This window comes from Klebsiella scottii, from assembly GCF_036561945.1.
GTDB classification, from domain to species: domain Bacteria; phylum Pseudomonadota; class Gammaproteobacteria; order Enterobacterales; family Enterobacteriaceae; genus Klebsiella; species Klebsiella scottii.
Window position 1 is genome coordinate 642,928 of the sequence record NZ_JARXNI010000019.1, and the last position, 22,484, is coordinate 665,411.

Annotated in this window: 22 protein-coding genes; 17 read left to right on the forward strand and 5 right to left on the reverse strand. The window is 58.8% G+C overall.

The features are described from left to right. Positions 1 to 125: 125 nt before the first annotated feature. From cysJ to cysH, 3 genes are all read left to right on the forward strand, one after another. The gene (gene cysJ, locus QFI97_RS06795) at positions 126 to 1,925 is read left to right on the forward strand and encodes an NADPH-dependent assimilatory sulfite reductase flavoprotein subunit (protein ID WP_346430783.1); all 1,800 of its coding nucleotides are present in this window, start codon (positions 126 to 128) and stop codon (positions 1,923 to 1,925) included. After that, the gene (gene cysI / locus QFI97_RS06800) at positions 1,925 to 3,637 is read left to right on the forward strand and encodes an assimilatory sulfite reductase (NADPH) hemoprotein subunit (RefSeq protein ID WP_346430784.1); all 1,713 of its coding nucleotides are present in this window, start codon (positions 1,925 to 1,927) and stop codon (positions 3,635 to 3,637) included. The genes cysJ and cysI overlap by 1 nt, the downstream gene beginning before the upstream one ends. Before the next feature lie 79 nt (positions 3,638 to 3,716). Continuing rightward, the gene (gene cysH, locus QFI97_RS06805; protein WP_095098579.1) at positions 3,717 to 4,451 is read left to right on the forward strand and encodes a phosphoadenosine phosphosulfate reductase; all 735 of its coding nucleotides are present in this window, start codon (positions 3,717 to 3,719) and stop codon (positions 4,449 to 4,451) included. Between the two features lie 114 nt (positions 4,452 to 4,565). Here the strand turns inward: cysH and QFI97_RS06810 are convergent, their stop codons facing one another. Beyond that, a complete protein-coding gene (locus QFI97_RS06810; RefSeq protein ID WP_346430785.1) occupies positions 4,566 to 5,609 on the reverse strand; it encodes an aminopeptidase in 1,044 nt (347 codons plus the stop codon). A 247-nt stretch (positions 5,610 to 5,856) separates the two neighbouring features. Between QFI97_RS06810 and cysG the strand changes: the two genes are divergently transcribed. The 11 genes from cysG (at position 5,857) to QFI97_RS06865 (ending at position 14,691) form a co-directional block, all read left to right on the forward strand. Next, on the forward strand, positions 5,857 to 7,263 hold the full coding sequence (gene cysG, locus QFI97_RS06815; RefSeq protein WP_331833508.1) for a siroheme synthase CysG: 1,407 nt from the start codon (positions 5,857 to 5,859) through the stop codon (positions 7,261 to 7,263). Between the two features lie 33 nt (positions 7,264 to 7,296). After that, the gene (gene cysD, locus QFI97_RS06820; RefSeq protein ID WP_041146949.1) at positions 7,297 to 8,205 is read left to right on the forward strand and encodes a sulfate adenylyltransferase subunit CysD; all 909 of its coding nucleotides are present in this window, start codon (positions 7,297 to 7,299) and stop codon (positions 8,203 to 8,205) included. A gap of 9 nt (positions 8,206 to 8,214) precedes the next feature. Continuing rightward, positions 8,215 to 9,642, forward strand: coding sequence for a sulfate adenylyltransferase subunit CysN (cysN, locus tag QFI97_RS06825; protein ID WP_095098569.1), 1,428 nt, complete (start codon positions 8,215 to 8,217; stop codon positions 9,640 to 9,642). Next, a complete protein-coding gene (gene cysC, locus QFI97_RS06830; RefSeq protein WP_095098567.1) occupies positions 9,642 to 10,247 on the forward strand; it encodes an adenylyl-sulfate kinase in 606 nt (201 codons plus the stop codon). The genes cysN and cysC overlap by 1 nt, the downstream gene beginning before the upstream one ends. A gap of 48 nt (positions 10,248 to 10,295) precedes the next feature. Continuing rightward, entirely contained in the window at positions 10,296 to 10,622 is a 327-nt protein-coding gene (locus QFI97_RS06835) for a DUF3561 family protein (RefSeq protein ID WP_041146946.1), read from the forward strand. Between the two features lie 140 nt (positions 10,623 to 10,762). Then, positions 10,763 to 11,074 carry a cell division protein FtsB gene (gene ftsB, locus QFI97_RS06840; protein WP_045857570.1) on the forward strand — a complete coding sequence of 104 codons (312 nt, stop codon included), beginning with the start codon at positions 10,763 to 10,765 and terminating at the stop codon, positions 11,072 to 11,074. 19 nt (positions 11,075 to 11,093) lie between these two features. After that, positions 11,094 to 11,804 (forward strand): 2-C-methyl-D-erythritol 4-phosphate cytidylyltransferase, encoded by a 711-nt coding sequence (ispD, locus tag QFI97_RS06845; RefSeq protein WP_346430786.1) that lies wholly within the window; start codon positions 11,094 to 11,096, stop codon positions 11,802 to 11,804. Continuing rightward, the gene (ispF, locus tag QFI97_RS06850) at positions 11,804 to 12,283 is read left to right on the forward strand and encodes a 2-C-methyl-D-erythritol 2,4-cyclodiphosphate synthase (protein ID WP_041146943.1); all 480 of its coding nucleotides are present in this window, start codon (positions 11,804 to 11,806) and stop codon (positions 12,281 to 12,283) included. The genes ispD and ispF overlap by 1 nt, the downstream gene beginning before the upstream one ends. Beyond that, complete coding sequence (gene truD / locus QFI97_RS06855) at positions 12,280 to 13,329, forward strand: tRNA pseudouridine(13) synthase TruD (RefSeq protein WP_346430787.1); 1,050 nt, start codon at positions 12,280 to 12,282, stop codon at positions 13,327 to 13,329. Before ispF ends, truD begins: the two co-directional genes overlap by 4 nt. Beyond that, the gene (gene surE, locus QFI97_RS06860) at positions 13,310 to 14,071 is read left to right on the forward strand and encodes a 5'/3'-nucleotidase SurE (RefSeq protein WP_095098550.1); all 762 of its coding nucleotides are present in this window, start codon (positions 13,310 to 13,312) and stop codon (positions 14,069 to 14,071) included. Before truD ends, surE begins: the two co-directional genes overlap by 20 nt. Beyond that, complete coding sequence (locus tag QFI97_RS06865; protein ID WP_095098546.1) at positions 14,065 to 14,691, forward strand: protein-L-isoaspartate(D-aspartate) O-methyltransferase; 627 nt, start codon at positions 14,065 to 14,067, stop codon at positions 14,689 to 14,691. Before surE ends, QFI97_RS06865 begins: the two co-directional genes overlap by 7 nt. A 101-nt stretch (positions 14,692 to 14,792) precedes the next feature. Here the strand turns inward: QFI97_RS06865 and QFI97_RS06870 are convergent, their stop codons facing one another. Next, positions 14,793 to 14,924, reverse strand: coding sequence for a peptidase (locus QFI97_RS06870; protein WP_259274799.1), 132 nt, complete (start codon positions 14,922 to 14,924; stop codon positions 14,793 to 14,795). Here QFI97_RS06870 and nlpD point away from each other — a divergent pair. Together nlpD and rpoS are read left to right on the forward strand one after the other, a co-directional pair. Continuing rightward, positions 14,875 to 15,930 (forward strand): murein hydrolase activator NlpD, encoded by a 1,056-nt coding sequence (nlpD, locus tag QFI97_RS06875; protein WP_346430863.1) that lies wholly within the window; start codon positions 14,875 to 14,877, stop codon positions 15,928 to 15,930. The two genes, QFI97_RS06870 and nlpD, sit on opposite strands and share 50 nt — an antisense overlap. Before the next feature lie 152 nt (positions 15,931 to 16,082). Continuing rightward, positions 16,083 to 17,075 (forward strand): RNA polymerase sigma factor RpoS, encoded by a 993-nt coding sequence (gene rpoS / locus QFI97_RS06880; RefSeq protein WP_004866938.1) that lies wholly within the window; start codon positions 16,083 to 16,085, stop codon positions 17,073 to 17,075. A gap of 65 nt (positions 17,076 to 17,140) precedes the next feature. Here the strand turns inward: rpoS and QFI97_RS06885 are convergent, their stop codons facing one another. Then, positions 17,141 to 17,518, reverse strand: coding sequence for a DUF4440 domain-containing protein (locus tag QFI97_RS06885; RefSeq protein WP_346430788.1), 378 nt, complete (start codon positions 17,516 to 17,518; stop codon positions 17,141 to 17,143). Next, entirely contained in the window at positions 17,515 to 18,729 is a 1,215-nt protein-coding gene (locus tag QFI97_RS06890; protein ID WP_346430789.1) for an MFS transporter, read from the reverse strand. The genes QFI97_RS06885 and QFI97_RS06890 overlap by 4 nt, the downstream gene beginning before the upstream one ends. Before the next feature lie 109 nt (positions 18,730 to 18,838). Between QFI97_RS06890 and QFI97_RS06895 the strand changes: the two genes are divergently transcribed. Beyond that, positions 18,839 to 19,726 carry a LysR family transcriptional regulator gene (locus QFI97_RS06895; RefSeq protein WP_346430790.1) on the forward strand — a complete coding sequence of 296 codons (888 nt, stop codon included), beginning with the start codon at positions 18,839 to 18,841 and terminating at the stop codon, positions 19,724 to 19,726. 84 nt (positions 19,727 to 19,810) lie between these two features. Here QFI97_RS06895 and mutS read toward each other — a convergent pair whose 3' ends face one another. Beyond that, positions 19,811 to 22,372: a DNA mismatch repair protein MutS gene (mutS, locus tag QFI97_RS06900; protein WP_346430791.1), complete on the reverse strand. Its 2,562-nt coding sequence runs from the start codon at positions 22,370 to 22,372 to the stop codon at positions 19,811 to 19,813. Positions 22,373 to 22,484 lie beyond the last annotated feature (112 nt).

Sequence of the window (22,484 nt, forward strand, 5' to 3'; positions counted from 1 at the left end):
TTATTTGTTATTTCCATCCCTTATTTAATTGTTACTATCAGCGCCGTTAACCTTACATTCTCTTCTGTTTTTGCCGCGCTGACAGGGTGCGAATAACAGCTTTGCTTACTGGAACATAACGACGCATGACGACACAGGTCCCACCTTCCAATTTGCTGCCGCTAAACCCGGAGCAAATGGCGCGCCTGCAGGCGGCCACGACAGACTTCACACCGACCCAGCTTGCCTGGGTTTCCGGCTATTTTTGGGGCGTGCTGAATCAGCATTCCGGCGCGGCAGCTGCCGCTCCGGCCCCGGCTGCGGAAGTCCCGAGCATTACGCTGCTTTCCGCCTCGCAAACCGGCAACGCCCGCCGCGTGGCAGAAGCGCTGCGTGACGACCTTCAGGCAGCGCAGCTGAACGTCAAGCTGGTTAACGCAGGCGACTATAAATTCAAACAAATAGCCTCCGAAAAACTGCTGATCGTCGTGACCTCAACCCAGGGCGAAGGCGAGCCGCCGGAAGAAGCCGTCGCGCTGCATAAATTCCTGCTCTCGAAAAAAGCGCCGAAGCTCGAAGGCACCGCTTTTGCGGTCTTTGGTCTTGGCGATACCTCCTACGAATTCTTCTGCCAGTCAGGTAAAGATTTCGACAGCAGGCTGGCCGAGCTGGGCGGGGAGCGCCTGCTCGATCGCGTTGATTCTGACGTCGAATATCAGGGCGCAGCGGCCGAATGGCGCACCCGCGTGGTCGATGTGCTGAAAGCCCGTGCGCCGGCGGCGACGCCGGCTCAGCTGGCGACGAGCGGGGCGGTCAATGACATTCACACCAGCCCCTATACTAAAGAAGCTCCGCTGACCGCGACGCTTTCGGTAAACCAAAAAATTACCGGTCGCGATTCGGAAAAAGACGTGCGCCACGTGGAAATCGATCTGGGTGACTCCGGCCTGCGCTATCAGCCTGGCGATGCGCTGGGCGTCTGGTATCAGAACGATCCGGCGCTGGTTAAAGAGCTGGCTGAACTGCTGTGGCTGAAGGGCGATGAGCCGGTTAGCGTAGACGGTAAGACGCTGCCGCTGGCCGAAGCGCTGACGTGGCACTTTGAGCTGACGGTGAACACCGGCAACATCGTTGAGAACTATGCCACCCTAACGCGCAGCGAAACGCTGCTGCCGCTGGTGGGCGATAAAGCGCAGCTGCAGCACTATGCGGCCACCACGCCGATCGTCGATATGGTGCGCTTCTCTCCGGCGCAGCTGGATGCCCAGGCGCTGATTGATCTGCTGCGCCCGCTCACGCCGCGCCTGTACTCGATCGCCTCGTCGCAGGCGGAAACGGAAAACGAAGTTCACGTGACCGTCGGCGTTGTGCGCTATGAGATCGAAGGCCGCGCGCGCGCCGGCGGCGCTTCCAGCTTCCTCGCCGATCGCGTGGAAGAAGATGGCGAAGTCCGCGTCTTTATCGAACACAATGATAACTTCCGCCTGCCTGCCAACCCGCAGACTCCGGTCATCATGATTGGCCCGGGTACCGGCATTGCGCCATTCCGCGCATTTATGCAGCAGCGCGCGGCGGAAGGCGCCGAGGGCAAGAACTGGCTGTTCTTCGGCAACCCGCACTTTACGGAAGATTTCCTTTACCAGGTTGAATGGCAAAGCTACGTCAAAGAGGGCGTACTGAGCCGCATCGATCTGGCCTGGTCCCGCGATCAACAACAAAAAGTCTATGTTCAGGACAAGCTGCGCGAGCAGGGGGCCGAACTGTGGCGCTGGATTAATGACGGCGCCCATATTTATGTCTGCGGCGACGCCAATCGCATGGCGAAAGACGTTGAACAGACGCTGCTGGAAGTGATTGCCGAATTCGGCGCGATGGACGCCGAAGCGGCGGACGAATTTTTAAGTGAGCTGCGCGTTGAGCGCCGTTATCAGCGAGATGTCTACTAATGAGCGAAAAACATCCTGGACCGCTGGTGGTCGAAGGTAAACTGACCGACGCCGAGCGTATGAAGGTAGAGAGCAACTACCTGCGCGGCACCATCGCGGAAGACTTAAACGACCCCCTCACCGGTGGCTTTAAAGGCGATAACTTCCTGCTGATCCGCTTTCACGGCATGTATCAGCAGGATGACCGCGACATCCGCGCCGAACGCGCGGCGCAGAAGCTGGAGCCGCGTCACGCGATGCTGCTCCGCTGCCGCCTGCCGGGCGGGGTGATCACCACCAAACAGTGGCAGGCGATCGATAAGTTTGCCGCCGATAACACGATCTACGGCAGCATTCGTCTGACCAACCGTCAGACCTTCCAGTTCCACGGCATTCTGAAGAAGAACGTCAAGCCGGTGCACCAGATGCTGCACTCGGTGGGGCTGGACGCGCTGGCGACGGCCAACGATATGAACCGTAACGTGCTGTGCACCTCTAACCCCAACGAGTCTCAGCTCCATGCTGAAGCCTACGAGTGGGCGAAAAAAATCTCCGAGCACCTGCTGCCGCGCACCCGCGCCTATGCGGAGATCTGGCTCGATCAGAAGAAGGTGGCCACCACGGACGAAGAGCCGATCCTTGGCCAGACCTATCTGCCGCGTAAGTTCAAAACCACCGTGGTTATCCCGCCGCAGAACGATATCGATCTGCACGCCAACGACATGAACTTCGTGGCGATTGCCGAAAACGGCAAGCTGGTGGGCTTTAACCTGCTGGTGGGCGGCGGTCTGTCTATTGAGCACGGCAACAAGAAAACCTACGCGCGCACCGCCAGCGAATTCGGCTATCTGCCGCTTGAGCACACTTTGGCCGTGGCGGAAGCGGTGGTCACGACCCAGCGCGACTGGGGCAACCGTACCGACCGCAAAAATGCGAAAACGAAATACACCCTGGAACGCGTTGGCGTTGAAACCTTCAAGGCCGAAGTTGAGCGCCGTGCCGGCATTAAATTCGAGCCGATCCGTCCGTATGAGTTTACCGGTCGCGGCGATCGGATTGGCTGGGTGAAAGGTATCGACAATAACTGGTACCTGACGCTGTTTATTGAAAACGGTCGTATCCTTGATTATCCGGGGCGTCCGCTGAAGACGGGCCTGCTGAAGATTGCGAAGATCCACAAAGGCGAGTTCCGTATTACGGCGAACCAAAACCTGATTATTGCCGGCGTGCCGGAAGATCAGAAGGCGAAGATCGAAAAGCTGGCTCGCGACCACGGGCTGATGAATAGCGTCACCCCGCAGCGTGAAAACTCGATGGCCTGCGTCTCTTTCCCGACCTGCCCGCTGGCGATGGCCGAAGCGGAGCGCTTCCTGCCGTCATTTATTGATAAGGTGGACGGCGTAATGAGCAAGTACGGCGTGGGCGAGGAGCATATCGTCACCCGCGTGACCGGCTGCCCGAACGGCTGCGGCCGCGCCCTGCTGGCGGAGGTTGGGCTGATCGGTAAAGCGCCGGGCCGTTACAACCTGCACCTTGGCGGCAACCGCAGCGGAACGCGCATTCCGCGCATGTATCGCGAAAATATTACCGAGTCGGAAATTCTCGATTCGATAGACGAACTGGTCGGGCGCTGGGCGAAAGAGCGCGAAGCGGGTGAAGGCTTCGGCGACTTTACGGTGCGTGCGGGTATCGTGCGTCCGGTGCTCGATCCAGCCCGTGATTTCTGGGAATAAACCTATTCATCTGCGCCTGACGATTCCCTCCCTGCTTACGGGGAGCGGAATGAGGTGAAGGGAAAATAACGAGGTAACTATGTCCGTACTCGATCTCAACGCGCTAAATGAACTGCCGAAAGTTGAACGCGTACTGCAGCTGGCGGAAACCAACGCTCAGCTGGAGAAGCTCAGCGCCGAAGAACGCGTGGCGTGGGCGCTGGAAAACCTGCCCGGCGACTATGCGCTCTCTTCAAGCTTTGGTATTCAGGCGGCGGTTAGCCTGCATCTGGTTAACCAGATCCGTCCGGATATTCCGGTGATCCTCACCGATACCGGCTACCTGTTTCCGGAAACCTATCAGTTTATTGATGAGCTTACCGATAAGCTGCAGCTGAATCTGAAAGTTTATCGGGCGCAGACCAGCCCGGCCTGGCAGGAAGCCCGCTATGGCAAACTGTGGGAGCAGGGCGTTGAGGGCATTGAGAAATACAATGACATCAACAAAGTCGAGCCGATGAACCGCGCTCTGCAGGAGCTGAACACCCGTACCTGGTTTGCCGGCCTGCGCCGCGAACAGTCCGGTAGCCGGGCAACCCTGCCGGTGCTGGCGATTCAGCGCGGGGTATTTAAGGTGCTGCCGATTATCGACTGGGATAACCGCACCGTTTATCAGTATCTGCAGAAGCACGGCCTGAAATACCATCCGCTGTGGGATCAGGGATACCTTTCGGTGGGGGATACCCATACTACCCGCAAATGGGAGCCGGGGATGGCGGAAGAAGAGACGCGCTTCTTCGGCCTGAAGCGCGAGTGCGGACTGCACGAAGGGTAGGTCTCGATCGCCTTTGTTTTAAAGACGTTTGCCTTAAACACATTGAGTTTTAAAAAAAGCCCTCGCGCTTCACGCTGAGGGCTTTTTCGTGCAACCGGCAGCAGCAAGCGCCAGCTAGCCGCGCTTATCGGCCTTCGCCAGCTCTTTTACCAGCGGCAGCATCACCTTGACGACGTCGCGGCTGCGCCGCTCGATGCGGCCGGGGAGCGCCTTGTCGATATGCTGCTGATTATCCAGCTGCACGCTGTGCCAGCTTGAGCCGTCAGGGAAGGCGGGGGATTTTGCCCGCTGCTGGAAGCCATCTTTCTTACCGAGCGACCAGTTGGTTGCCTCCACCGACAGCACCGGGATCCCGGCGCTGTCAAAAACGCTGGCGTCATTACAGCAGCCGGTGCCCTGCGGATAGTCACGGTTCAGCCCTGGGTTGCTGAAGGCGGCAACCCCTTTGCTACGCGCGATGGCCAGCGCCCGGTCGCGGGTGAGTTTGCGAATCGACGCGGGCGTGCTGCGGCCGCTATTAAAATAGAGCTTATCGCCGACCACCAGATTATCGAGGTTGATCACCAGCAGGGTATTTTTCTTCTCCTCGTCGCCCATACGCTTCAGCAGATTCTGCGCCCCGAGGCGGCCCTCCTCTTCACCGCTGGAAGCGATAAAGCGAATGCCATAATGGGTGGGCACGTTCTTGAGTCGTTCGGCCAGCTCCAGCATCACGCCAAGGCCAAGGGCGTTGTCGTCAATCCCCTGCAGGGTTAAACCGCCGAGGTTTTTTTCCACGTCGCTATCGCTCATGGGAGCGTAGGTATCGAGGTGCGCCATGATGATGATTTGCTGGCGCGCCTTGCCCTCGTGGGCGGCAATCACCGTGCTGCCGGTGACGTTTTGCCAGTTCTGTCGCTGATTTTTGGTGGTGTAGATATAGCGCGTATGAAAGCTGCGGATATCGCTTTGGTAGCCCATCTGCGCGAACTGCTGACGCAGGTAGTCCGCCGACAGCATCTCTGCGGGCGAGCCGGTCATTCTTCCGGGGAAAAAGGTCGCGATATGACGAGCCTGCGTATTAGCGGTTTCGCCCATAGCGCTAAAAGCCGGGGCGGAGAAGACAAAACCTGCGCCAAGCGCCAGTGGAAGCAGGCGGCGGCACAACGCGGAAAACATAAGAGGGTCCTTACGGCAACAGAACAATTTGACCCGCTTAGTATGAAACTGTGACCGAGGTTAAACAATTTCATTTGCTCTTAAATAGCGGAAAAGTCGCATGTTAAGCACTTTTTGATCTTTGCTTTCCCAGGTCGTTATTCCTTTGAGTAACAACTCATTCCATTTCGTAATTTCATTTGCTCTAAGTGGCACCCTATAGTCGCACTATGACTGATTGTAAGCGAGTTATGGCATCGTGGACTATTTGCCCTTATTTGCCGAATTAAAAGAGCGGCCGGTGCTGGTTATCGGCGGCGGCGAGATTGCCGAGCGCAAGATCATGTTTCTGCGTCGGGCGGGGGCGAAAGTGCAGATTGTGGCCGCTGCGCTATCCGATGAGCTTGCTGAGCTGGTCGAGCGCCAGGAAATAGCGTGGCGCGCAGAAGCGTTTCAGGAACAGCAGATCGACGACGTTTTCCTGGTGATTGCCGCCACCGAAGACGACGCGCTGAACCAGCGGGTTTTTGCCGCCGCGAACGCGCGCTTTCGCCTGGTGAACGTGGTGGACAATCAGCCGCTTTGTTCGGTGGTCTTCCCCTCCATTGTCGATCGCTCCCCGCTGCTGGTGGCGATCTTTTCGGGCGGTTCGGCGCCGGTACTGTCGCGGATGATACGCGAAAAAATTGAAGCGCTGCTGCCGACCAATCTGGGACGCGTTGCCGAAGCGGCAAGCTACTGGCGGCATCATATTAAAACGCATCTGACCACTACCGCGGCGCGGCGCCGTTTCTGGGAGCGCGTTTTCAACGGCCGCTTTGTCAGCCTGATGATTGCCGGCAACAGAGCCGCCGCCGATAAGGCGCTGGAGGATGAGCTGTATCAGCCGGAAAAGCGGTTGGGTGAAATCATCCTTGTCGGCGCCGGGCCGGGTGATGCCGGACTCCTTACGCTAAGCGGTCTTCAGGCGATTCAGCGGGCGGACGTGGTGTTTTACGATCGTCTGGTAACGCCGGAGATACGCGAGCTGGTGCGTCGCGATGCGGAGATGATCTGCGTTGGTAAACGCGCCGGAGAGTATTCGGTACCGCAGCATGAAACGAATCAGATGCTGGTCGCGGCGGCGAAAGAGGGCAAAACGGTGGTGCGCCTGAAGGGCGGCGATCCGTTTATTTTCGGTCGCGGCGGCGAGGAGCTGCAGGCGGCAGCGGCTGCGGGGATCTCCTTTCAGGTTGTTCCCGGCGTGACCGCAGCAGCGGGCGCGACGGCGTATGCCGGAATTCCGCTGACCCATCGCGATTACGCGCAGAGCGTGACCTTTGTCACCGGCCACTACAAGGCGGACAGCGCGCCGCTCGACTGGGCGCTGCTGGCGCAGAGCCGGCAAACGCTGGCTATCTATATGGGCACGATGAAGGCGGCGGAAATCAGCGCGCAGCTGATCGCGCACGGGCGCGACAGGAACACGCCGGTAGCGGTTATCTCCCGCGGCACTCGCGCCGATCAGCAAACGACGATCGGCACGTTAGAACAACTGGAACACCTGGCGAAAGATGCCCCGATGCCGGCTCTGCTGGTGGTGGGCGAAGTGGTGCAGCTACATCAGCAGCTCGCCTGGTTTCAACACACAACGAACGCAGAAGGGTTTGGCTCTTCTGTGGTCAATCTGGCTTAGGCCCGGCGCAACAGGCCTTATAAGGAACGGTTAATGGACCAAAAACGACTCACTCACCTGCGACAACTGGAGGCGGAAAGCATCCATATCATTCGCGAGGTGGCCGCAGAATTCTCAAATCCGGTGATGATGTACTCCATCGGTAAAGATTCCAGCGTGATGCTGCATCTGGCGCGTAAAGCGTTTTATCCGGGAACCCTACCGTTCCCGCTGCTGCACGTTGATACCGGCTGGAAATTCCGTGAGATGTACGAGTTCCGTGACCGTACCGCGAAGGCCTACGGCTGCGAGCTGCTGGTGCACAAAAATCCGGAAGGGGTGGCGATGGGCATCAACCCGTTTGTCCACGGCAGCGCCAAGCATACCGATATCATGAAGACCGAAGGTCTCAAGCAGGCGCTGAACAAATATGGCTTTGACGCCGCGTTCGGCGGTGCCCGCCGCGATGAAGAGAAATCTCGCGCTAAAGAGCGTATCTACTCTTTCCGCGACCGCTTCCACCGCTGGGATCCGAAAAACCAGCGCCCGGAGCTGTGGCACAACTACAACGGCCAGATTAACAAAGGCGAAAGCATCCGCGTGTTCCCGCTCTCTAACTGGACCGAGCTGGATATCTGGCAGTACATCTATCTGGAAAATATCGAAATCGTGCCGTTGTACCTGGCGGCAGAACGCCCGGTTCTCGAGCGTGACGGCATGCTGATGATGATCGATGACGACCGCATCGACCTGCAGCCGGGCGAGGTTATCAAACAGCAGATGGTGCGTTTTCGTACCCTCGGCTGCTGGCCGCTGACCGGCGCGGTGGAGTCCAACGCGCAAACGCTGCCGGAAATTATTGAAGAGATGCTGGTCTCCACGACCAGCGAACGTCAGGGTCGCATGATTGACCGCGATCAGGCAGGCTCGATGGAGCTGAAGAAACGTCAGGGGTATTTCTAAGGAGCCGCCATGAATACGACAATTGCACAACAAATTGCTGATGAAGGCGGCGTTGAAGCCTACCTGCACGCGCAGCAGAATAAAAGCCTGCTGCGCTTCCTGACCTGCGGCAGCGTTGATGACGGCAAAAGCACGCTGATTGGCCGCCTGCTGCACGATACCCGCCAGATTTATGAAGACCAGCTCTCATCGCTGCATAACGATAGCAAGCGTCACGGAACCCAGGGCGAGAAGCTGGATCTGGCTCTGCTGGTGGATGGCCTGCAGGCGGAGCGCGAGCAGGGCATCACTATCGATGTGGCCTACCGCTATTTCTCTACCGAAAAGCGCAAGTTTATTATCGCCGACACGCCGGGGCACGAGCAGTACACCCGCAATATGGCGACCGGCGCCTCAACCTGCGATCTGGCGATCCTGCTGATCGATGCGCGCAAAGGGGTGCTGGATCAGACCCGTCGTCACAGCTTTATTTCAACGCTGCTGGGTATTAAAAACCTGGTGGTGGCGGTGAATAAAATGGACCTCGTGGAGTTCAGCGAAGCGCGGTTTAACCAGATTCGCGAAGAGTATCTGACCTTTGCCGAGCAGCTGCCGGGCGACCTCGATATTCGCTTCGTGCCGCTTTCCGCGCTGGAAGGGGACAACGTTGCCAGCCAGAGCGAGAAGATGGGCTGGTACAGCGGCCCGACGCTGCTGGAAGTGCTGGAAACCGTTGAGATCCATCACCAGGTCGAAACCCAGCCGCTGCGTTTCCCGGTGCAGTTTGTGAACCGTCCAAACCTCGATTTCCGCGGTTTCTCCGGTACCGTAGCCTCCGGCAAAGTGACGGTTGGCCAGCGTCTGAAGGTGCTGCCGTCGGGCGTGGAGTCCAGCGTGGCGCGCATCGTGACCTTTGACGGCGACCTGCAGGAAGCCGGCGCCGGGGAAGCGATTACTATCGTGCTGAAGGATGAGATTGATATCAGCCGCGGCGACCTGCTGGTCGATGCGCAGGTACTGCTGCCGGCCGTGCAGAGCGCCAGCATTGACGTGGTGTGGATGGCTGAACAGGCGCTCTCTCCGGGCCAGAGCTTTGATATTAAAATTGCCGGCAAGAAAACCCGCGCCCGCGTGGACGGCATTCGCTATCAGGTTGATATTAACAATCTGACCCAGAGTGAGGTGGAATCGCTGCCGCTCAACGGCATCGGCCTCGTGGATTTGACCTTTGATGAGCCGCTGGTGCTTGACAAATACCAGGACAACCCGGTGACCGGGGGGCTTATTTTTATCGACCGCCTGTCGAACGTCACCGTCGGCGCCGGCATGGTGCGTGAACCGCAGGAGCACGCTCAGGCGTCCGCTTCGTCGTTCAGCGCGTTTGAGCTGGAGCTGAACCAGCTTATCCGTAAGCATTTCCCGCACTGGGACGCTCGCGATCTGCTGGGAGGCAAGTAATGGCGCAGCATGACGAAAACGTCGTCTGGCATGCCCATCCGGTCACTCAGCAGCAGCGCGAGCAGCGCCACGGCCATCGCGGCGTGGTGCTGTGGTTTACCGGGCTCTCCGGCTCCGGTAAATCTACCGTTGCCGGCGCGCTGGAGGAGGCGCTCCAGCAGCTAGGCGTCAGTACCTATCTGCTGGATGGCGATAACGTGCGTCACGGCCTGTGCAGCGATTTGGGCTTTAGCGACGGCGATCGGAAAGAGAATATTCGCCGCGTGGGCGAAGTGGCTAAGCTGATGGTTGAGGCCGGGCTGGTTGTGCTGACGGCCTTTATCTCTCCGCACCGCGCCGAGCGCCAGATGGTGCGCGAGCGCCTGGGGGAAGGGCGCTTTATCGAAATATTCGTCGATACGCCGCTGGCGATCTGCGAGGCGCGAGATCCGAAAGGGTTATACAAGAAGGCGCGAGCGGGAGAATTACGCAATTTCACCGGAATTGACTCAGTTTATGAAGCACCGGAAAAGGCGGAAATTCATCTGGATGGTGAACAATTGGTAACAAATTTGGTGCACCAACTATTAGACCTGCTCAGACAGAGCGATATTATCAGATCCTGAAACGGTGGCGGCACTGAGATGTTGGCCGCCCGGTGAACAGGATTCGATATGCGCAATACCCAGAACCTCAGTATGATTCGTTCAGAACCACCCCCGGTGGCGAATGACGAGACCACCTGGTCTTTGTCAGGCGCCGCCGTGGGATTTATCTCATGGCTGCTGGCGCTGGGTATCCCCTTTCTCATCTATGGCAGCAATACGCTGTTTTTTCTTCTCTACACCTGGCCGTTCTTCCTTGCACTGATGCCGGTTGCCGTTGTGGTCGGTATTGCGCTGCATTCGTTGTTGAATGGTAAACTCCTCTACAGCTCGTGCGCGACGATTTTAACCATCGGACTGATGTTCGGCCTGCTGTTCCTCTGGCTGCTGGGATAGTCTTTTTGGCGTATGAATCAAGCCTGGGTATCGATGACAAAAATGTGGTACAGTCCCCGCGTTACGCGGCATCGTCCGCGCGTCGGAGTAAAACGCTCGGGCGAGTTATCGGATGATGATGCCGTTTTTCAGGGGGCAGGATGGGTAAATTAACGCTGCTATTATTGGCTTTGCTGGTCTGGCTACAGTACTCGCTGTGGTTCGGTAAAAATGGTCTGCATGACTATAGTCGGGTTAATGACGATGTCTCCGCTCAGCAGGACACTAACGGTAAATTAAAGGCGCGCAACGATCAGCTGTTTGCGGAAATCGACGACCTCAACGGCGGTCAGGAAGCGATCGAAGAACGCGCGCGCAACGAGCTAAGTATGACCCGCCCGGGTGAAACGTTTTATCGTCTGGTCCCGGATGCGTCTAAACGCAATCAGGGATCGGCGCAGAATAATCGATAAATAAGCCCAGGATTACGACATGGCAGCCACTTTTCCGGGCGTTTGCGCCGTGGTGCCGGCGGCCGGTTTTGGCCGTCGTATGCAAACGGAATGCCCGAAACAATATCTCTCAATCGGTAACAAAACGATTCTCGAACACGCGGTCGCCGCGCTGCTGACCAACGCCTGCGTCCAGCGCGTGGTGATTGCCGTCAGCCCCGGCGATGTCCGCTTTAGCCAGCTGCCGCTGGCCTCCCATCCGCAGATTACCGTCGTTGATGGCGGCAGCGAACGCGCCGACTCCGTTCTTGCTGGCCTCAAGGCGCTGCCCGATGCGCAGTGGGTGCTGGTGCATGACGCCGCGCGCCCGTGCCTGCATCAGGACGATCTCACCCGCCTGCTGGCGCTGCGTGAAACCAGCCGCGTTGGCGGCATCCTGGCGGCACCGGTTCGCGATACCATGAAGCGCGCCGAACCCGGCAAAGTCGCCATTGCCCATACCGTCGATCGCAACGACCTGTGGCATGCGCTGACGCCGCAGTTTTTCCCGCGTGAATTACTCTTTAACTGCCTGACGCGTGCGCTCAACGAAGGCGCAACCATCACCGACGAAGCGTCGGCGCTGGAGTACTGCGGCTTCCATCCCGAACTGGTAGCCGGACGAGCTGATAATATTAAAGTGACGCGCCCGGAAGACCTGGCGCTGGCAGAATTTTACCTTACCCGTTCCCGACACCAGGAGAAGGCTTAATGCGAATTGGACATGGTTTTGACGTACACGCTTTTGGCGGTGAAGGCCCAATCATTATTGGCGGGGTGCGCGTTCCTTACGAGAAGGGACTGCTGGCCCACTCCGATGGCGACGTCGCGCTGCATGCGCTGACCGATGCTCTGCTGGGCGCGGCTGCGCTGGGGGACATCGGTAAGCTGTTCCCGGACACCGATCCGGCCTTCAAAGGCGCCGACAGCCGCGCGCTGCTGCGCGAAGCCTGGCGCCGGATTCAGGCGAAGGGCTATACCCTCGGTAACGTTGACGTCACCATCATTGCCCAGGCGCCCAAAATGCTGCCGCATATTCCGCAGATGCGCGTTTTTATCGCCGAAGATCTTGGCTGCCATATGGACGACGTCAACGTGAAGGCGACGACCACCGAAAAGCTCGGGTTTACCGGCCGCGGCGAAGGCATTGCCTGTGAAGCGGTGGCGCTGCTGCGTAAGGCGGCACAATGATCGCCTTCAACGAACTCACCTGGCTGCACGGTAAACCACTGGGGCAGGGGCTGCTGAAAGCCAGCCCGGAAGACTTCATGGTGGTAGAAGACCTCGGCTTTGAGCCCGACGGCGAAGGTGAGCACGTGCTGGTGCGGATCCTCAAAAAGGACTGCAACACGCGCTTTGTCGCTGACGCGCTGGCAAAATTCCTTAAAATCCATGCCCGGGAAGTCAGCTTTGCCGGGCAAAAGGACAAGCACGCGGTGACCGAACAGTGGCTCTGCGCCCGGGTGCCGGGTAAAGAGATGCCCGATCTCAGCAAATTTCAGCTCGAAGGCTGCCAGGTGCTGGAGTACGCGCGCCATAAGCGCAAGCTGCGCCTTGGCGCGCTGAAGGGCAATCAGTTCACCCTGGTCCTGCGCGAAGTCAGCCACCGCGATGATGTCGAGCAGCGCCTGCGGGCCATTGCTGCCGAGGGCGCGCCAAACTATTTTGGCGCTCAGCGCTTTGGGATTGGCGGCAGCAACCTGCTGGGCGCGCTGCGCTGGGCAGAGAGCGGAGCCCCGGTGCGCGATCGAAATAAACGCAGTTTTTGGCTCTCGGCGGCGCGTAGCGGCTTGTTTAATCAGCAGGTCAGTATTAGATTAAAAAAAACAGAATTTAATCAGGTTGTTGATGGCGATGCGCTACAATTAGCGGGGCGTGGGAGCTGGTTTGTCGCTGCGCCTGAAGAGCTGGCGGAACTGCAGAGGCGGGTTGATAACCGCGAGCTGCTGATTACCGCTGCGCTGCCGGGCAGCGGCGACTGGGGCAGCCAACGCGATGCGCTGGCCGCCGAACGGGCGGCGGTGGCTGAAGAGACGCAGCTCCAGGCGCTGCTGGTGCGTGAAAAAGTAGAGGCCGCGCGCCGGGCGATGCTGCTCTATCCGCAGCAGATGAGCTGGAACTGGTGGGATGACGTAACCGTTGAACTGCGTTTCTGGCTGCCAGCGGGCAGTTTCGCCACCAGCGTGGTAAGGGAACTTATCAACACAACGGGTGACTATGCGAATATTGCTGAGTAACGATGACGGGATTCATGCGCCGGGCATTCAGACCCTGGCGAAGGCCTTACGGGAATTCGCTGAGGTCCAGGTTGTCGCACCCGATCGTAACCGCAGCGGCGCATCGAACTCCCTGACGCTAGAGTCTTCACTACGCACCTTCACTTTTGATAATGGCGATATCGCCGTCCAGATGGGCACTCCGACGGACTGCGTCTATCTCGGCGTCAACGCCCTGATGCGCCCCCGTCCGGATATCGTGGTTTCCGGTATTAACGCCGGGCCGAATCTTGGCGATGACGTAATCTACTCCGGTACCGTAGCCGCCGCGATGGAGGGCCGGCACCTTGGCTTTCCGGCGCTGGCCGTGTCGCTAAACGGCCATCAGCATTACGCTACCGCGGCGGCCATCACCTGCACTATTCTGCGCGCGCTCAGCCGCGAGCCGCTGCGCACCGGGCGCATTCTCAATATCAACGTACCCGATCTGCCGCTTGAGCAGATTAAAGGCATCCGCGTGACCCGCTGCGGCAGCCGCCATCCGGCCGATCAGGTTATCCCGCAAAAAGATCCGCGCGGCAATACCCTGTACTGGATTGGTCCTCCGGGCGAGAAGCACGATGCCGGGCCCGATACCGACTTTGCGGCAGTAGATGAAGGCTACGTGTCGGTTACGCCGCTGCACGTTGATTTAACCGCCCACCAGGCCCATGAAGTGGTCACCGACTGGCTCGAACGCGTCGGAGTAGACAGCCAATGGTAAGCAAACGTGTTGAAAGCCTGCTGAATCAGCTCCGTACTCAGGGCATCGTCGACGAGCGCGTGCTCGAAGCGATTGCGCTGGTGCCGCGGGAAAAGTTTGTCGATGAGGCCTTCGAACATAAGGCGTGGGAAAACACCGCGCTGCCGATTGGCCAGGGGCAAACCATTTCGCAGCCCTATATGGTGGCGCGGATGACGGAGCTTCTGACGCTGACGCCAGAGTCCCGGGTGCTGGAAATTGGCACCGGCTCGGGCTATCAGACGGCGATACTGGCGCAGCTGGTGCACCACGTCTGTTCGGTCGAGCGAATTAAGAGTTTGCAGTGGCAGGCGCGGCGTCGCCTCAAACAACTTGATTTACATAATGTTTCAACCCGTCATGGTGATGGATGGCAGGGTTGGAGGGCGCGAGCACCTTTTGATGCGATTATCGTCACCGCCGCGCCGCCGGAAATTCCGCCGGCGCTGCTGGCGCAGCTGGATGAAGGTGGCGTGCTGGTTTTACCGGTAGGTGAAGAGCATCAGTTTCTGAAACGGATCCGTCGTCGCGGTAATGAGTTTGTTATTGATACCGTTGAAGCCGTTCGCTTCGTTCCCCTGGTTCAAGGTGAGCTGGCGTGAGACCCGGATTATTCCAGGTTTTTTTGCCTGATTTTAGGCGTAGGGTGGACACATTTTCAGTGTCCTGGCCGGGCGTTGCCCGGTAAGCAAGATATTGGTAGTTAACCTATTCCTGGGGGATAAATGAGCGCGGGAAGCCCAAAATTTACCTTAAGCCGTATTGCGGCACTATCGCTGGTTTCACTGTGGCTGGCAGGCTGTTCGAATACGAATAATCCGCCTGCGCCGGTCAGTTCGGCTGGAGGCGCCTCCTCCTCCGGGACCAGCTCCGGGATGCTGATTACCCCGCCGGCGAAAACGGGCGTTACCGCCGTGCCTCAGGTGCAGCCGGTTCAGACCCGGCCGACGCAAATTCAGCCGATGGAGCAGCAGCAGCCGCTGCAGACCATGAACGGCAAGATCGTTTATAACCGCAAATATGGCGATATTCCGAAAGGCAGCTACACCGGCGGCAGCACCTACACCGTCAAACGCGGCGACACGCTGTTCTATATTGCCTGGGTGACCGGCAACGATTTCCGTGACCTTGCCCAACGCAATAATATCCCGGCGCCGTACGGCCTGAACGTCGGCCAGACGCTGCAGGTTGGCAACTCCGCGGGCCAGCCAATCACCGGCGATAACGCCGTTGCTCAGGCCAGCGCTCGGGCAAGCGGAGGTGCGACGGCGGCCTCACATCCTGCACAAAAATCAACCGCAGTGGTTGCGTCACAACCAACTATTACGTATTCTGAACCCTCAGGTGAACAGAATGCTAATAAGATGTTGCCGAACAATAAGCCAGCAACGACGGTCGTTGCGCCGGTTACGGCTCCAGCTATCAGCAGCAACCAACCGACTGCAAGCAGCACGTCAACCAGTTCGCCGATCTCTTCATGGCGCTGGCCGACTGAGGGCAAGGTTATCGAGAACTTTAGCGGCGCCGAAGGCGGTAATAAAGGCATCGATATTGCAGGCAGTAAAGGACAGGCTATCGTCGCGACCGCTGATGGACGCGTCGTCTATGCCGGTAACGCACTGCGCGGTTACGGTAATCTTATTATCATCAAACACAACGATGATTACCTGAGTGCCTACGCTCATAACGATACCATGCTGGTCCGGGAGCAACAGGAAATTAAAGCGGGGCAGAAAATCGCTACCATGGGTAGCACCGGAACCAGCTCGACAAGATTACATTTTGAAATTCGTTACAAGGGGAAATCCGTCAACCCGCTGCAGTACTTACCGCAGCGATAATTTGGCGAAGTACGCATAAGCATAACGTCAGTTAAAAGGCGCCGGGGCGGTGAACGCCGCTCTGCATTGGGGCTAAAAAGCTGTCCTGGCGACGTTTGAATGATATTTAGCGAAGGTGCTTTGCTCAGGGATCACGGGTAGGAGCCATCTTTATGAGTCAGAATACGCTGAAAGTTCATGATTTAAATGAAGACGCGGAATTTGATGAGAACGGAGTTGAGGTTTTCGATGAGAAAGCCTTAGTAGAAGAGGAACCCAGTGATAGCGATCTGGCCGAGGAAGATCTCCTGTCGCAAGGCGCAACGCAACGCGTGCTTGATGCGACTCAGCTCTATCTTGGTGAGATTGGTTATTCCCCGCTGCTGACGGCTGAAGAAGAGGTCTACTTCGCCCGACGCGCGTTGCGTGGTGATGTCGCTTCACGCCGCCGGATGATAGAAAGCAACCTGCGTCTGGTGGTAAAAATTGCCCGTCGTTATAGCAATCGTGGTCTGGCGCTGCTGGATCTGATTGAAGAGGGCAATCTGGGGCTGATCCGCGCGGTTGAAAAGTTTGACCCGGAACGTGGGTTCCGTTTTTCAACTTATGCAACCTGGTGGATCCGTCAAACGATTGAACGGGCGATTATGAACCAAACCCGTACCATTCGTTTACCTATCCATATTGTGAAAGAGCTGAACGTCTATCTGCGTACCGCGCGTGAGTTGTCCCATAAGCTGGACCACGAGCCGAGTGCGGAAGAGATTGCCGAACAGCTGGATAAGCCGGTTGATGACGTTAGCCGTATGCTGCGTCTGAACGAGCGCATCACCTCGGTGGATACCCCGCTGGGCGGTGACTCGGAAAAAGCGCTGCTGGATATTCTGGCCGATGAAAAAGATAACGGCCCGGAAGACACCACGCAGGACGATGATATGAAACAAAGCATCGTCAAATGGCTGTTCGAACTGAACGCCAAGCAGCGTGAAGTCCTGGCGCGTCGTTTTGGCCTGCTGGGCTATGAAGCCGCTACGCTTGAAGATGTAGGTCGTGAAATTGGCCTGACCCGCGAACGCGTGCGTCAGATCCAGGTTGAAGGCTTGCGCCGCCTGCGGGAAATCCTGCAAGGTCAGGGGCTGAACATCGAAGCGCTATTCCGCGAATAAGACATTTTTCTTAAAAAAGGCCCGATCGGTTGATTGGGCCTTTTCCTTTTTTAGCCAGCCTTATTCTACCCCAGCCAGGTCTCCTGCAGGTGGCGCCACAAAATCCGCTCATCCTCCTGCCTGAACACTACCGTTGACCAGCGCACCGTCGTCACCTGACCGGGAAGCGTCTGCGTTTCGCGATAGAGAACCGCCGCGCCGTCGTGCCAGCCGGCAAGCTCCGTGAGGCTATCAATAGCGATCTTCAGGCCCGGGCGGCTGCCGCCAGCCTGCTGAAAAAAATTGCTGACCGCCCGGCGATCCATACGGGCGCCGCCCGCGGCGACCAGCGTAAAATCGTGGGTAAAGCGCGTCATTAACGCCTCAGCGCTTCCTTCCTTACGGCCTAACCAGTTTTCAATGATGACGTGGGCATTGAGGACTTCCTCGAAATATGCGCTCATTTCTTCTCCATTTTGCTATGCAGACGCAGGATCAGCGCCCGGTTGTCGAATCGCAGGCAGCTCAGCAGGGGGATGAGGGTGATCCCGGCTGCGGTGATAAAAACCCCGCGCCATGCCAGCGCGGTGGAATAGTGGTGGAGCAGGGCGCTGAGCAGCGCGGCCAGCAGCGCCGCGCCGGCTAAAAAGCTGAGCTGACGGTTGATATTCCACAGCGCGCTGGCGTCCGGCAGGTGGTGGTTGGCGATATTCAAAAAGGCGCTGCTTTGTGCCGTACTGCTGCACAGGCTGCCGCCCGCGCCCATCAGCGTGAAGGCGCTTATCAGGATGCTCGCCGATGTCTGCGGGCTTACGCCGATCAGCAGCAGGATCCCCGCCGCCTGAAGCAGGCATCCGCTGATAATAAACGGCCGGGGGCCGAAGCGATTGTAGTATCTGCCGGTCAGCGTTATCGCCACAAACGATGCCAGCGACCACGGCAGCATCAGCGACCCGACGGCGGAAGGCGACATCCCGGTGAGGGTCTGCAGGTAAAACAGGCCGACCACGTTGATGCCAATAAACGTGCCGGGGACGCAGAGATAAATCAGCATCGCGAAGCGCAGCAGCGGGTCGGCCAGCAGCGGCAGGTGTAAAAAGCGGCCCGGGCGCGTCGTTGTCACCTCTTTCTCAAGCCAGCAGGCGGCTAAGATCAGCGTCAGAAAAGCGACGGGCAGGCTGGCAAAGAAGACCCATCGCCAGCTGAACGTCTGCACCAGCAGCCCCCCAAGCGCCGGAGAGCAGGCGGGAGCCAGCAGCCCGACCAGCATCACGGCGGCAGAGAGCTTTGCCCGCTCGTGGGGCTTAAAGTAGCGCCAGGTCACCGCCTGACCAACGGGAATTAATAACCCGCCGCCCATCCCCTGAAGCGCGCGCCAGAAAACCAGCGCGCTCAGCGAATCCGCCATTCCGGCTCCCAGCGCCGCCGCGCTGAACAGAAGCAGCGACAGCAGAAAAACGCGCCGGGCGCCAAATCGCTGTGCGAGCCAGGCGCTGAAAGGGATCACCAGCGTGAGCCCGGCAATATAGCCGTTGCTGACCCAGGTGAGCTCCCCCACGGAGGCGTTAAGCGCCCGGCTCATGTCGGGAAAGGCAACGCTGGCGATGAACATATTGATTAAGTCGAGAAAAAAACCGAGCAGAAAAACGGTGGCAACCTTGCTGCGATAGGTCATGGCGATCTCCGGTAAAGAAGGTCGCTACTCTAAACCCCTGCGTCGGGGGGATAAACGCGGCGAACCGGGATATACTGTCTGAAATTTTTTGACAATAAGCTGAGTTAGCATGCTGAATCTGCAACGAATGGCCATGTTTGTGGCGGTGGTGGAGTGCGGAAGTTTTACCGCCGCAGCCGCCGCTCTGGCCCAGACTAAAGCGGTGGTGAGCTTTAACGTGCGGCAGCTGGAGAGCGAGCTTGGCGTCACGCTGCTTTTACGCTCCACGCGGCGGCTGACCCTGACGGACGCGGGGACGGTGTTCTATCAGCGCGGCGTCGGGCTGCTGAAGGCGGCGGAAAATCTCCAGGATGAGGTGCGGGCCAGCCACGCCGGATTGAGCGGCGAGCTGCGCATCACCACCACCCCGGAGTACGGCGCACGGGTGATTATTCCCGCCCTGGCCGAGTTTAGCCAGCTGCACCCGGCGCTGCGCGTGCGCCACGTTTCATCCTCGCATCATGCCGATTTAATTTCTGAACGCTTTGATGTCGCGATTCGTCTCGGGACGCTGGCGGACTCGCGCTACCGCGCGGCGCTGATTTCGCGTTTCGCAATCCTGCCCGTGGCCGCGCCTGCGTGGCTGGCGCAGCATCCGCTGGCAACTCTCGAAGACCTGGCCCAGGCCGAGTGGATTATTCATGAGCGCCTGCAAACGCCGCTGCGCTGGCAGCTCAGCGGGCAGGATCAGGAGGCGTTCGGTTTTGAAATTCAAAAGACTCCGCGTCTGTCGGCGGATAGCGCCAGTGCGCTAATGGCCTTCGCCCTTGCCGGCAGCGGCGTGGCGCTGTTGCCGGAGTGGCTGGTGGCCTCATCGTTGGCTCAGAAGCGTTTGATCCATTTGCTACCGGAGGTAAGCTTTCCGTCGCAAGGAGTTTATGCGGTCTATCCGGATGCGCGGCACGTGCCGACTAAGGTGCGGGCGTTTATCGATTTTTTACGTCAGCGGGTGGGGTAACATACCGGTTTCTGCGGCCATTTCTGCGGTTCACTCCCGGGCGAAGCATTGCTGCCCGGGAGTGACGTTCAGAGGATAAGAGGATTACGCCAGGCTTTTAAGCCGATAGATCCACTCCAGGGCCTGACGCGGCGTCAGCGTATCGGGGTCAAGATGCTCCAGCGCTTCGAGAGCCGGGGAGGTCTCTTCCGGAGCCGACAGCAGCGACATCTGCGTACCGTCAACCTGGGTCGCCGCCGCGTTGGGCGAAATGCTCTCCAGCTCGCGCAGCTTCTGCCGCGCGCGCTTGATCACTTCTTTCGGCACCCCCGCCAGCGCCGCGACCGCCAGGCCGTAGCTTTTACTCGCCGCACCGTCCTGAACGCTGTGCATAAAGGCGATAGTGTCGCCGTGCTCCAGCGCGTCCAGATGGACGTTAGCCACCCCTTCCATTTTCTCCGGCAGCTGGGTGAGCTCGAAATAGTGGGTGGCAAACAACGTCAGCGCTTTTATCTTATTCGCCAGGTTCTCCGCGCAGGCCCATGCCAGCGACAGGCCGTCGTAGGTCGAAGTGCCGCGGCCGATTTCATCCATCAGCACCAGGCTGTGTTCGGTGGCGTTATGCAGAATATTGGCGGTTTCGGTCATCTCGACCATAAAGGTTGAGCGGCCGCTTGCCAGATCGTCCGCCGCGCCGACGCGGGTGAAGATGCGGTCAATGGGGCCGATTTCGACCTTTTCAGCCGGGACGTAGCTGCCGATCCACGCCAGCAGCGCAATCAGCGCGGTCTGGCGCATATAGGTACTTTTACCGCCCATATTCGGACCGGTAATAATCAGCATCCGCCGCTGCGGCGACAGGGTGAGCGGGTTGGCGATAAACGGCTCTTTTAGCACCTGCTCCACCACCGGATGGCGGCCTTCGACAATGCGGATGCCCGGTTTATCGCTAAAGGTCGGGCAGCAGTAGTTAAGGGTTTCGGCCCGCTCGGCGAGGTTAATCAGCACGTCCAGCTCCGCCAGCGCGCTCGCGCTCTGCAGCAGGTCGGCAAGATGCGGCAGCAGCATATCAAACAGGCGGTCGTACAGCTGTTTCTCCAGCGCCAGCGCTTTGCCTTTCGAGGTTAGCACCTTGTCTTCATACTCCTTGAGCTCAGGAATAATGTAGCGCTCGGCGTTTTTTAACGTCTGGCGACGCACGTAGTGAATCGGCGCGTGCTGGCTTTGGCCGCGGCTAATCTGGATGTAGTAGCCGTGAACCGCGTTGTAGCCCACCTTCAGCGTATCCAGCCCCAGCCGTTCGCGTTCGCGAACCTCCAGCTTATCGAGATAGTCCGTGGCGCCATCGGCCAGCGCGCGCCACTCGTCGAGCTCTTCGTTATAGCCCGGGGCAATCACGCCGCCGTCGCGCACCAGCACCGGAGGCGCGTCGATAATGGCCTTTTCCAGCAGCTCGCGCAGCTCGTCGAACTCGCCCATTTTATCGCGCAGCTGCTGCACCGGGGCGCAGGGGACGTCGGCCAGCATGTCGCGCAGCGCCGGCAGCTGCTGGAAGGCATGGCGCATGCGGGCTAAATCGCGCGGCCGCGCGGTGCGCAGCGCCAGGCGCGCCAGAATACGTTCGAGATCGCCGACCTGGCGCAGCACCGGCTGCAGTTCGCCATAGCGCTCCTGCAGGGCGCCGATGGTCTGCTGGCGCTCGATCAGCACCGCGGAATTGCGGATTGGCATGTGCAGCCAGCGTTTAAGCATCCGGCTGCCCATCGGGGTGACGGTGCAGTCGAGGACTGAGGCGAGGGTATTGTCGGTGCCGCCGGCCAGGTTCTGGGTGATCTCGAGGTTACGGCGGGTGGCGGCATCCATAATGATGCTGTCCTGCTCGCGCTCCATGGTAATCGAGCGGATATGCGGCAGGGAGGTACGCTGGGTATCCTTGACGTACTGCAGCAGGCAGCCCGCCGCGCACAGGCCGCGCGGGGCGTTCTCAACCCCGAAGCCCACCAGGTCGCGGGTGCCGAACTGTAAATTCAGCTGCTGGCGCGCGGTATCGATTTCAAATTCCCACAGCGGACGGCGGCGCAGGCCGCGGCGGCCTTCAATCAGCGCCGCTTCGGCAAAATCTTCGGCATACAGCAGCTCTGCCGGGTTCGTGCGCTGCAGCTCTGCCGCCATGGTTTCGCGATCGGCCGGCTCGCTGAGGCGAAAACGCCCGGAGCTGATGTCCAGCGTCGCATAGCCGAAGCCTTTGCTGTCCTGCCAGATGGCGGCCAGCAGATTATCCTGACGCTCCTGCAGCAGCGCTTCATCGCTGATGGTGCCGGGCGTGACGATGCGTACCACTTTCCGTTCGACCGGTCCTTTGGTGGTGGCCGGATCGCCAATCTGTTCGCAAATCGCCACCGACTCGCCCTGATTCACCAGCTTCGCGAGGTAGTTTTCCACCGCATGGTGCGGGATTCCGGCCATCGGGATCGGCTCGCCCGCCGAGGCGCCGCGTTTGGTCAGCGAGATATCAAGCAGCTGCGAGGCGCGCTTAGCGTCGTCATAGAACAGCTCGTAAAAGTCGCCCATGCGGTAGAACAGCAGGATCTCCGGATGCTGCGCTTTCAGCTTCAGATACTGCTGCATCATCGGGGTGTGGGCGTCGAGATTGTCGATTGTACTCATAGAAAGTTATCCAGCTCCCTGGGTTTTAATGGGTTGCGATCTTTTTTGTTTTCGTTGGTATCACATTGGAGAGACATCATAACGGAGATACGACTTTCAGGGAAAGTGACGA

What these genes read in the sequence shown, in the direction of transcription:
- cysJ (WP_346430783.1), top strand. Translation starts at nt 126, where the DNA reads ATGACGACACAGGTCCCACCTTCCAATTTGCTGCCGCTAAACCCGGAG.
- cysI (WP_346430784.1), top strand. Translation starts at nt 1,925, where the DNA reads ATGAGCGAAAAACATCCTGGACCGCTGGTGGTCGAAGGTAAACTGACC.
- cysH (WP_095098579.1), top strand. Translation starts at nt 3,717, where the DNA reads ATGTCCGTACTCGATCTCAACGCGCTAAATGAACTGCCGAAAGTTGAA.
- QFI97_RS06810 (WP_346430785.1), bottom strand. Translation starts at nt 5,609, where the DNA reads ATGTTTTCCGCGTTGTGCCGCCGCCTGCTTCCACTGGCGCTTGGCGCA.
- cysD (WP_041146949.1), top strand. Translation starts at nt 7,297, where the DNA reads ATGGACCAAAAACGACTCACTCACCTGCGACAACTGGAGGCGGAAAGC.
- cysN (WP_095098569.1), top strand. Translation starts at nt 8,215, where the DNA reads ATGAATACGACAATTGCACAACAAATTGCTGATGAAGGCGGCGTTGAA.
- cysC (WP_095098567.1), top strand. Translation starts at nt 9,642, where the DNA reads ATGGCGCAGCATGACGAAAACGTCGTCTGGCATGCCCATCCGGTCACT.
- QFI97_RS06835 (WP_041146946.1), top strand. Translation starts at nt 10,296, where the DNA reads ATGCGCAATACCCAGAACCTCAGTATGATTCGTTCAGAACCACCCCCG.
- ftsB (WP_045857570.1), top strand. Translation starts at nt 10,763, where the DNA reads ATGGGTAAATTAACGCTGCTATTATTGGCTTTGCTGGTCTGGCTACAG.
- ispD (WP_346430786.1), top strand. Translation starts at nt 11,094, where the DNA reads ATGGCAGCCACTTTTCCGGGCGTTTGCGCCGTGGTGCCGGCGGCCGGT.
- ispF (WP_041146943.1), top strand. Translation starts at nt 11,804, where the DNA reads ATGCGAATTGGACATGGTTTTGACGTACACGCTTTTGGCGGTGAAGGC.
- truD (WP_346430787.1), top strand. Translation starts at nt 12,280, where the DNA reads ATGATCGCCTTCAACGAACTCACCTGGCTGCACGGTAAACCACTGGGG.
- surE (WP_095098550.1), top strand. Translation starts at nt 13,310, where the DNA reads ATGCGAATATTGCTGAGTAACGATGACGGGATTCATGCGCCGGGCATT.
- QFI97_RS06865 (WP_095098546.1), top strand. Translation starts at nt 14,065, where the DNA reads ATGGTAAGCAAACGTGTTGAAAGCCTGCTGAATCAGCTCCGTACTCAG.
- rpoS (WP_004866938.1), top strand. Translation starts at nt 16,083, where the DNA reads ATGAGTCAGAATACGCTGAAAGTTCATGATTTAAATGAAGACGCGGAA.
- QFI97_RS06885 (WP_346430788.1), bottom strand. Translation starts at nt 17,518, where the DNA reads ATGAGCGCATATTTCGAGGAAGTCCTCAATGCCCACGTCATCATTGAA.
- QFI97_RS06890 (WP_346430789.1), bottom strand. Translation starts at nt 18,729, where the DNA reads ATGACCTATCGCAGCAAGGTTGCCACCGTTTTTCTGCTCGGTTTTTTT.
- QFI97_RS06895 (WP_346430790.1), top strand. Translation starts at nt 18,839, where the DNA reads ATGCTGAATCTGCAACGAATGGCCATGTTTGTGGCGGTGGTGGAGTGC.
- mutS (WP_346430791.1), bottom strand. Translation starts at nt 22,372, where the DNA reads ATGAGTACAATCGACAATCTCGACGCCCACACCCCGATGATGCAGCAG.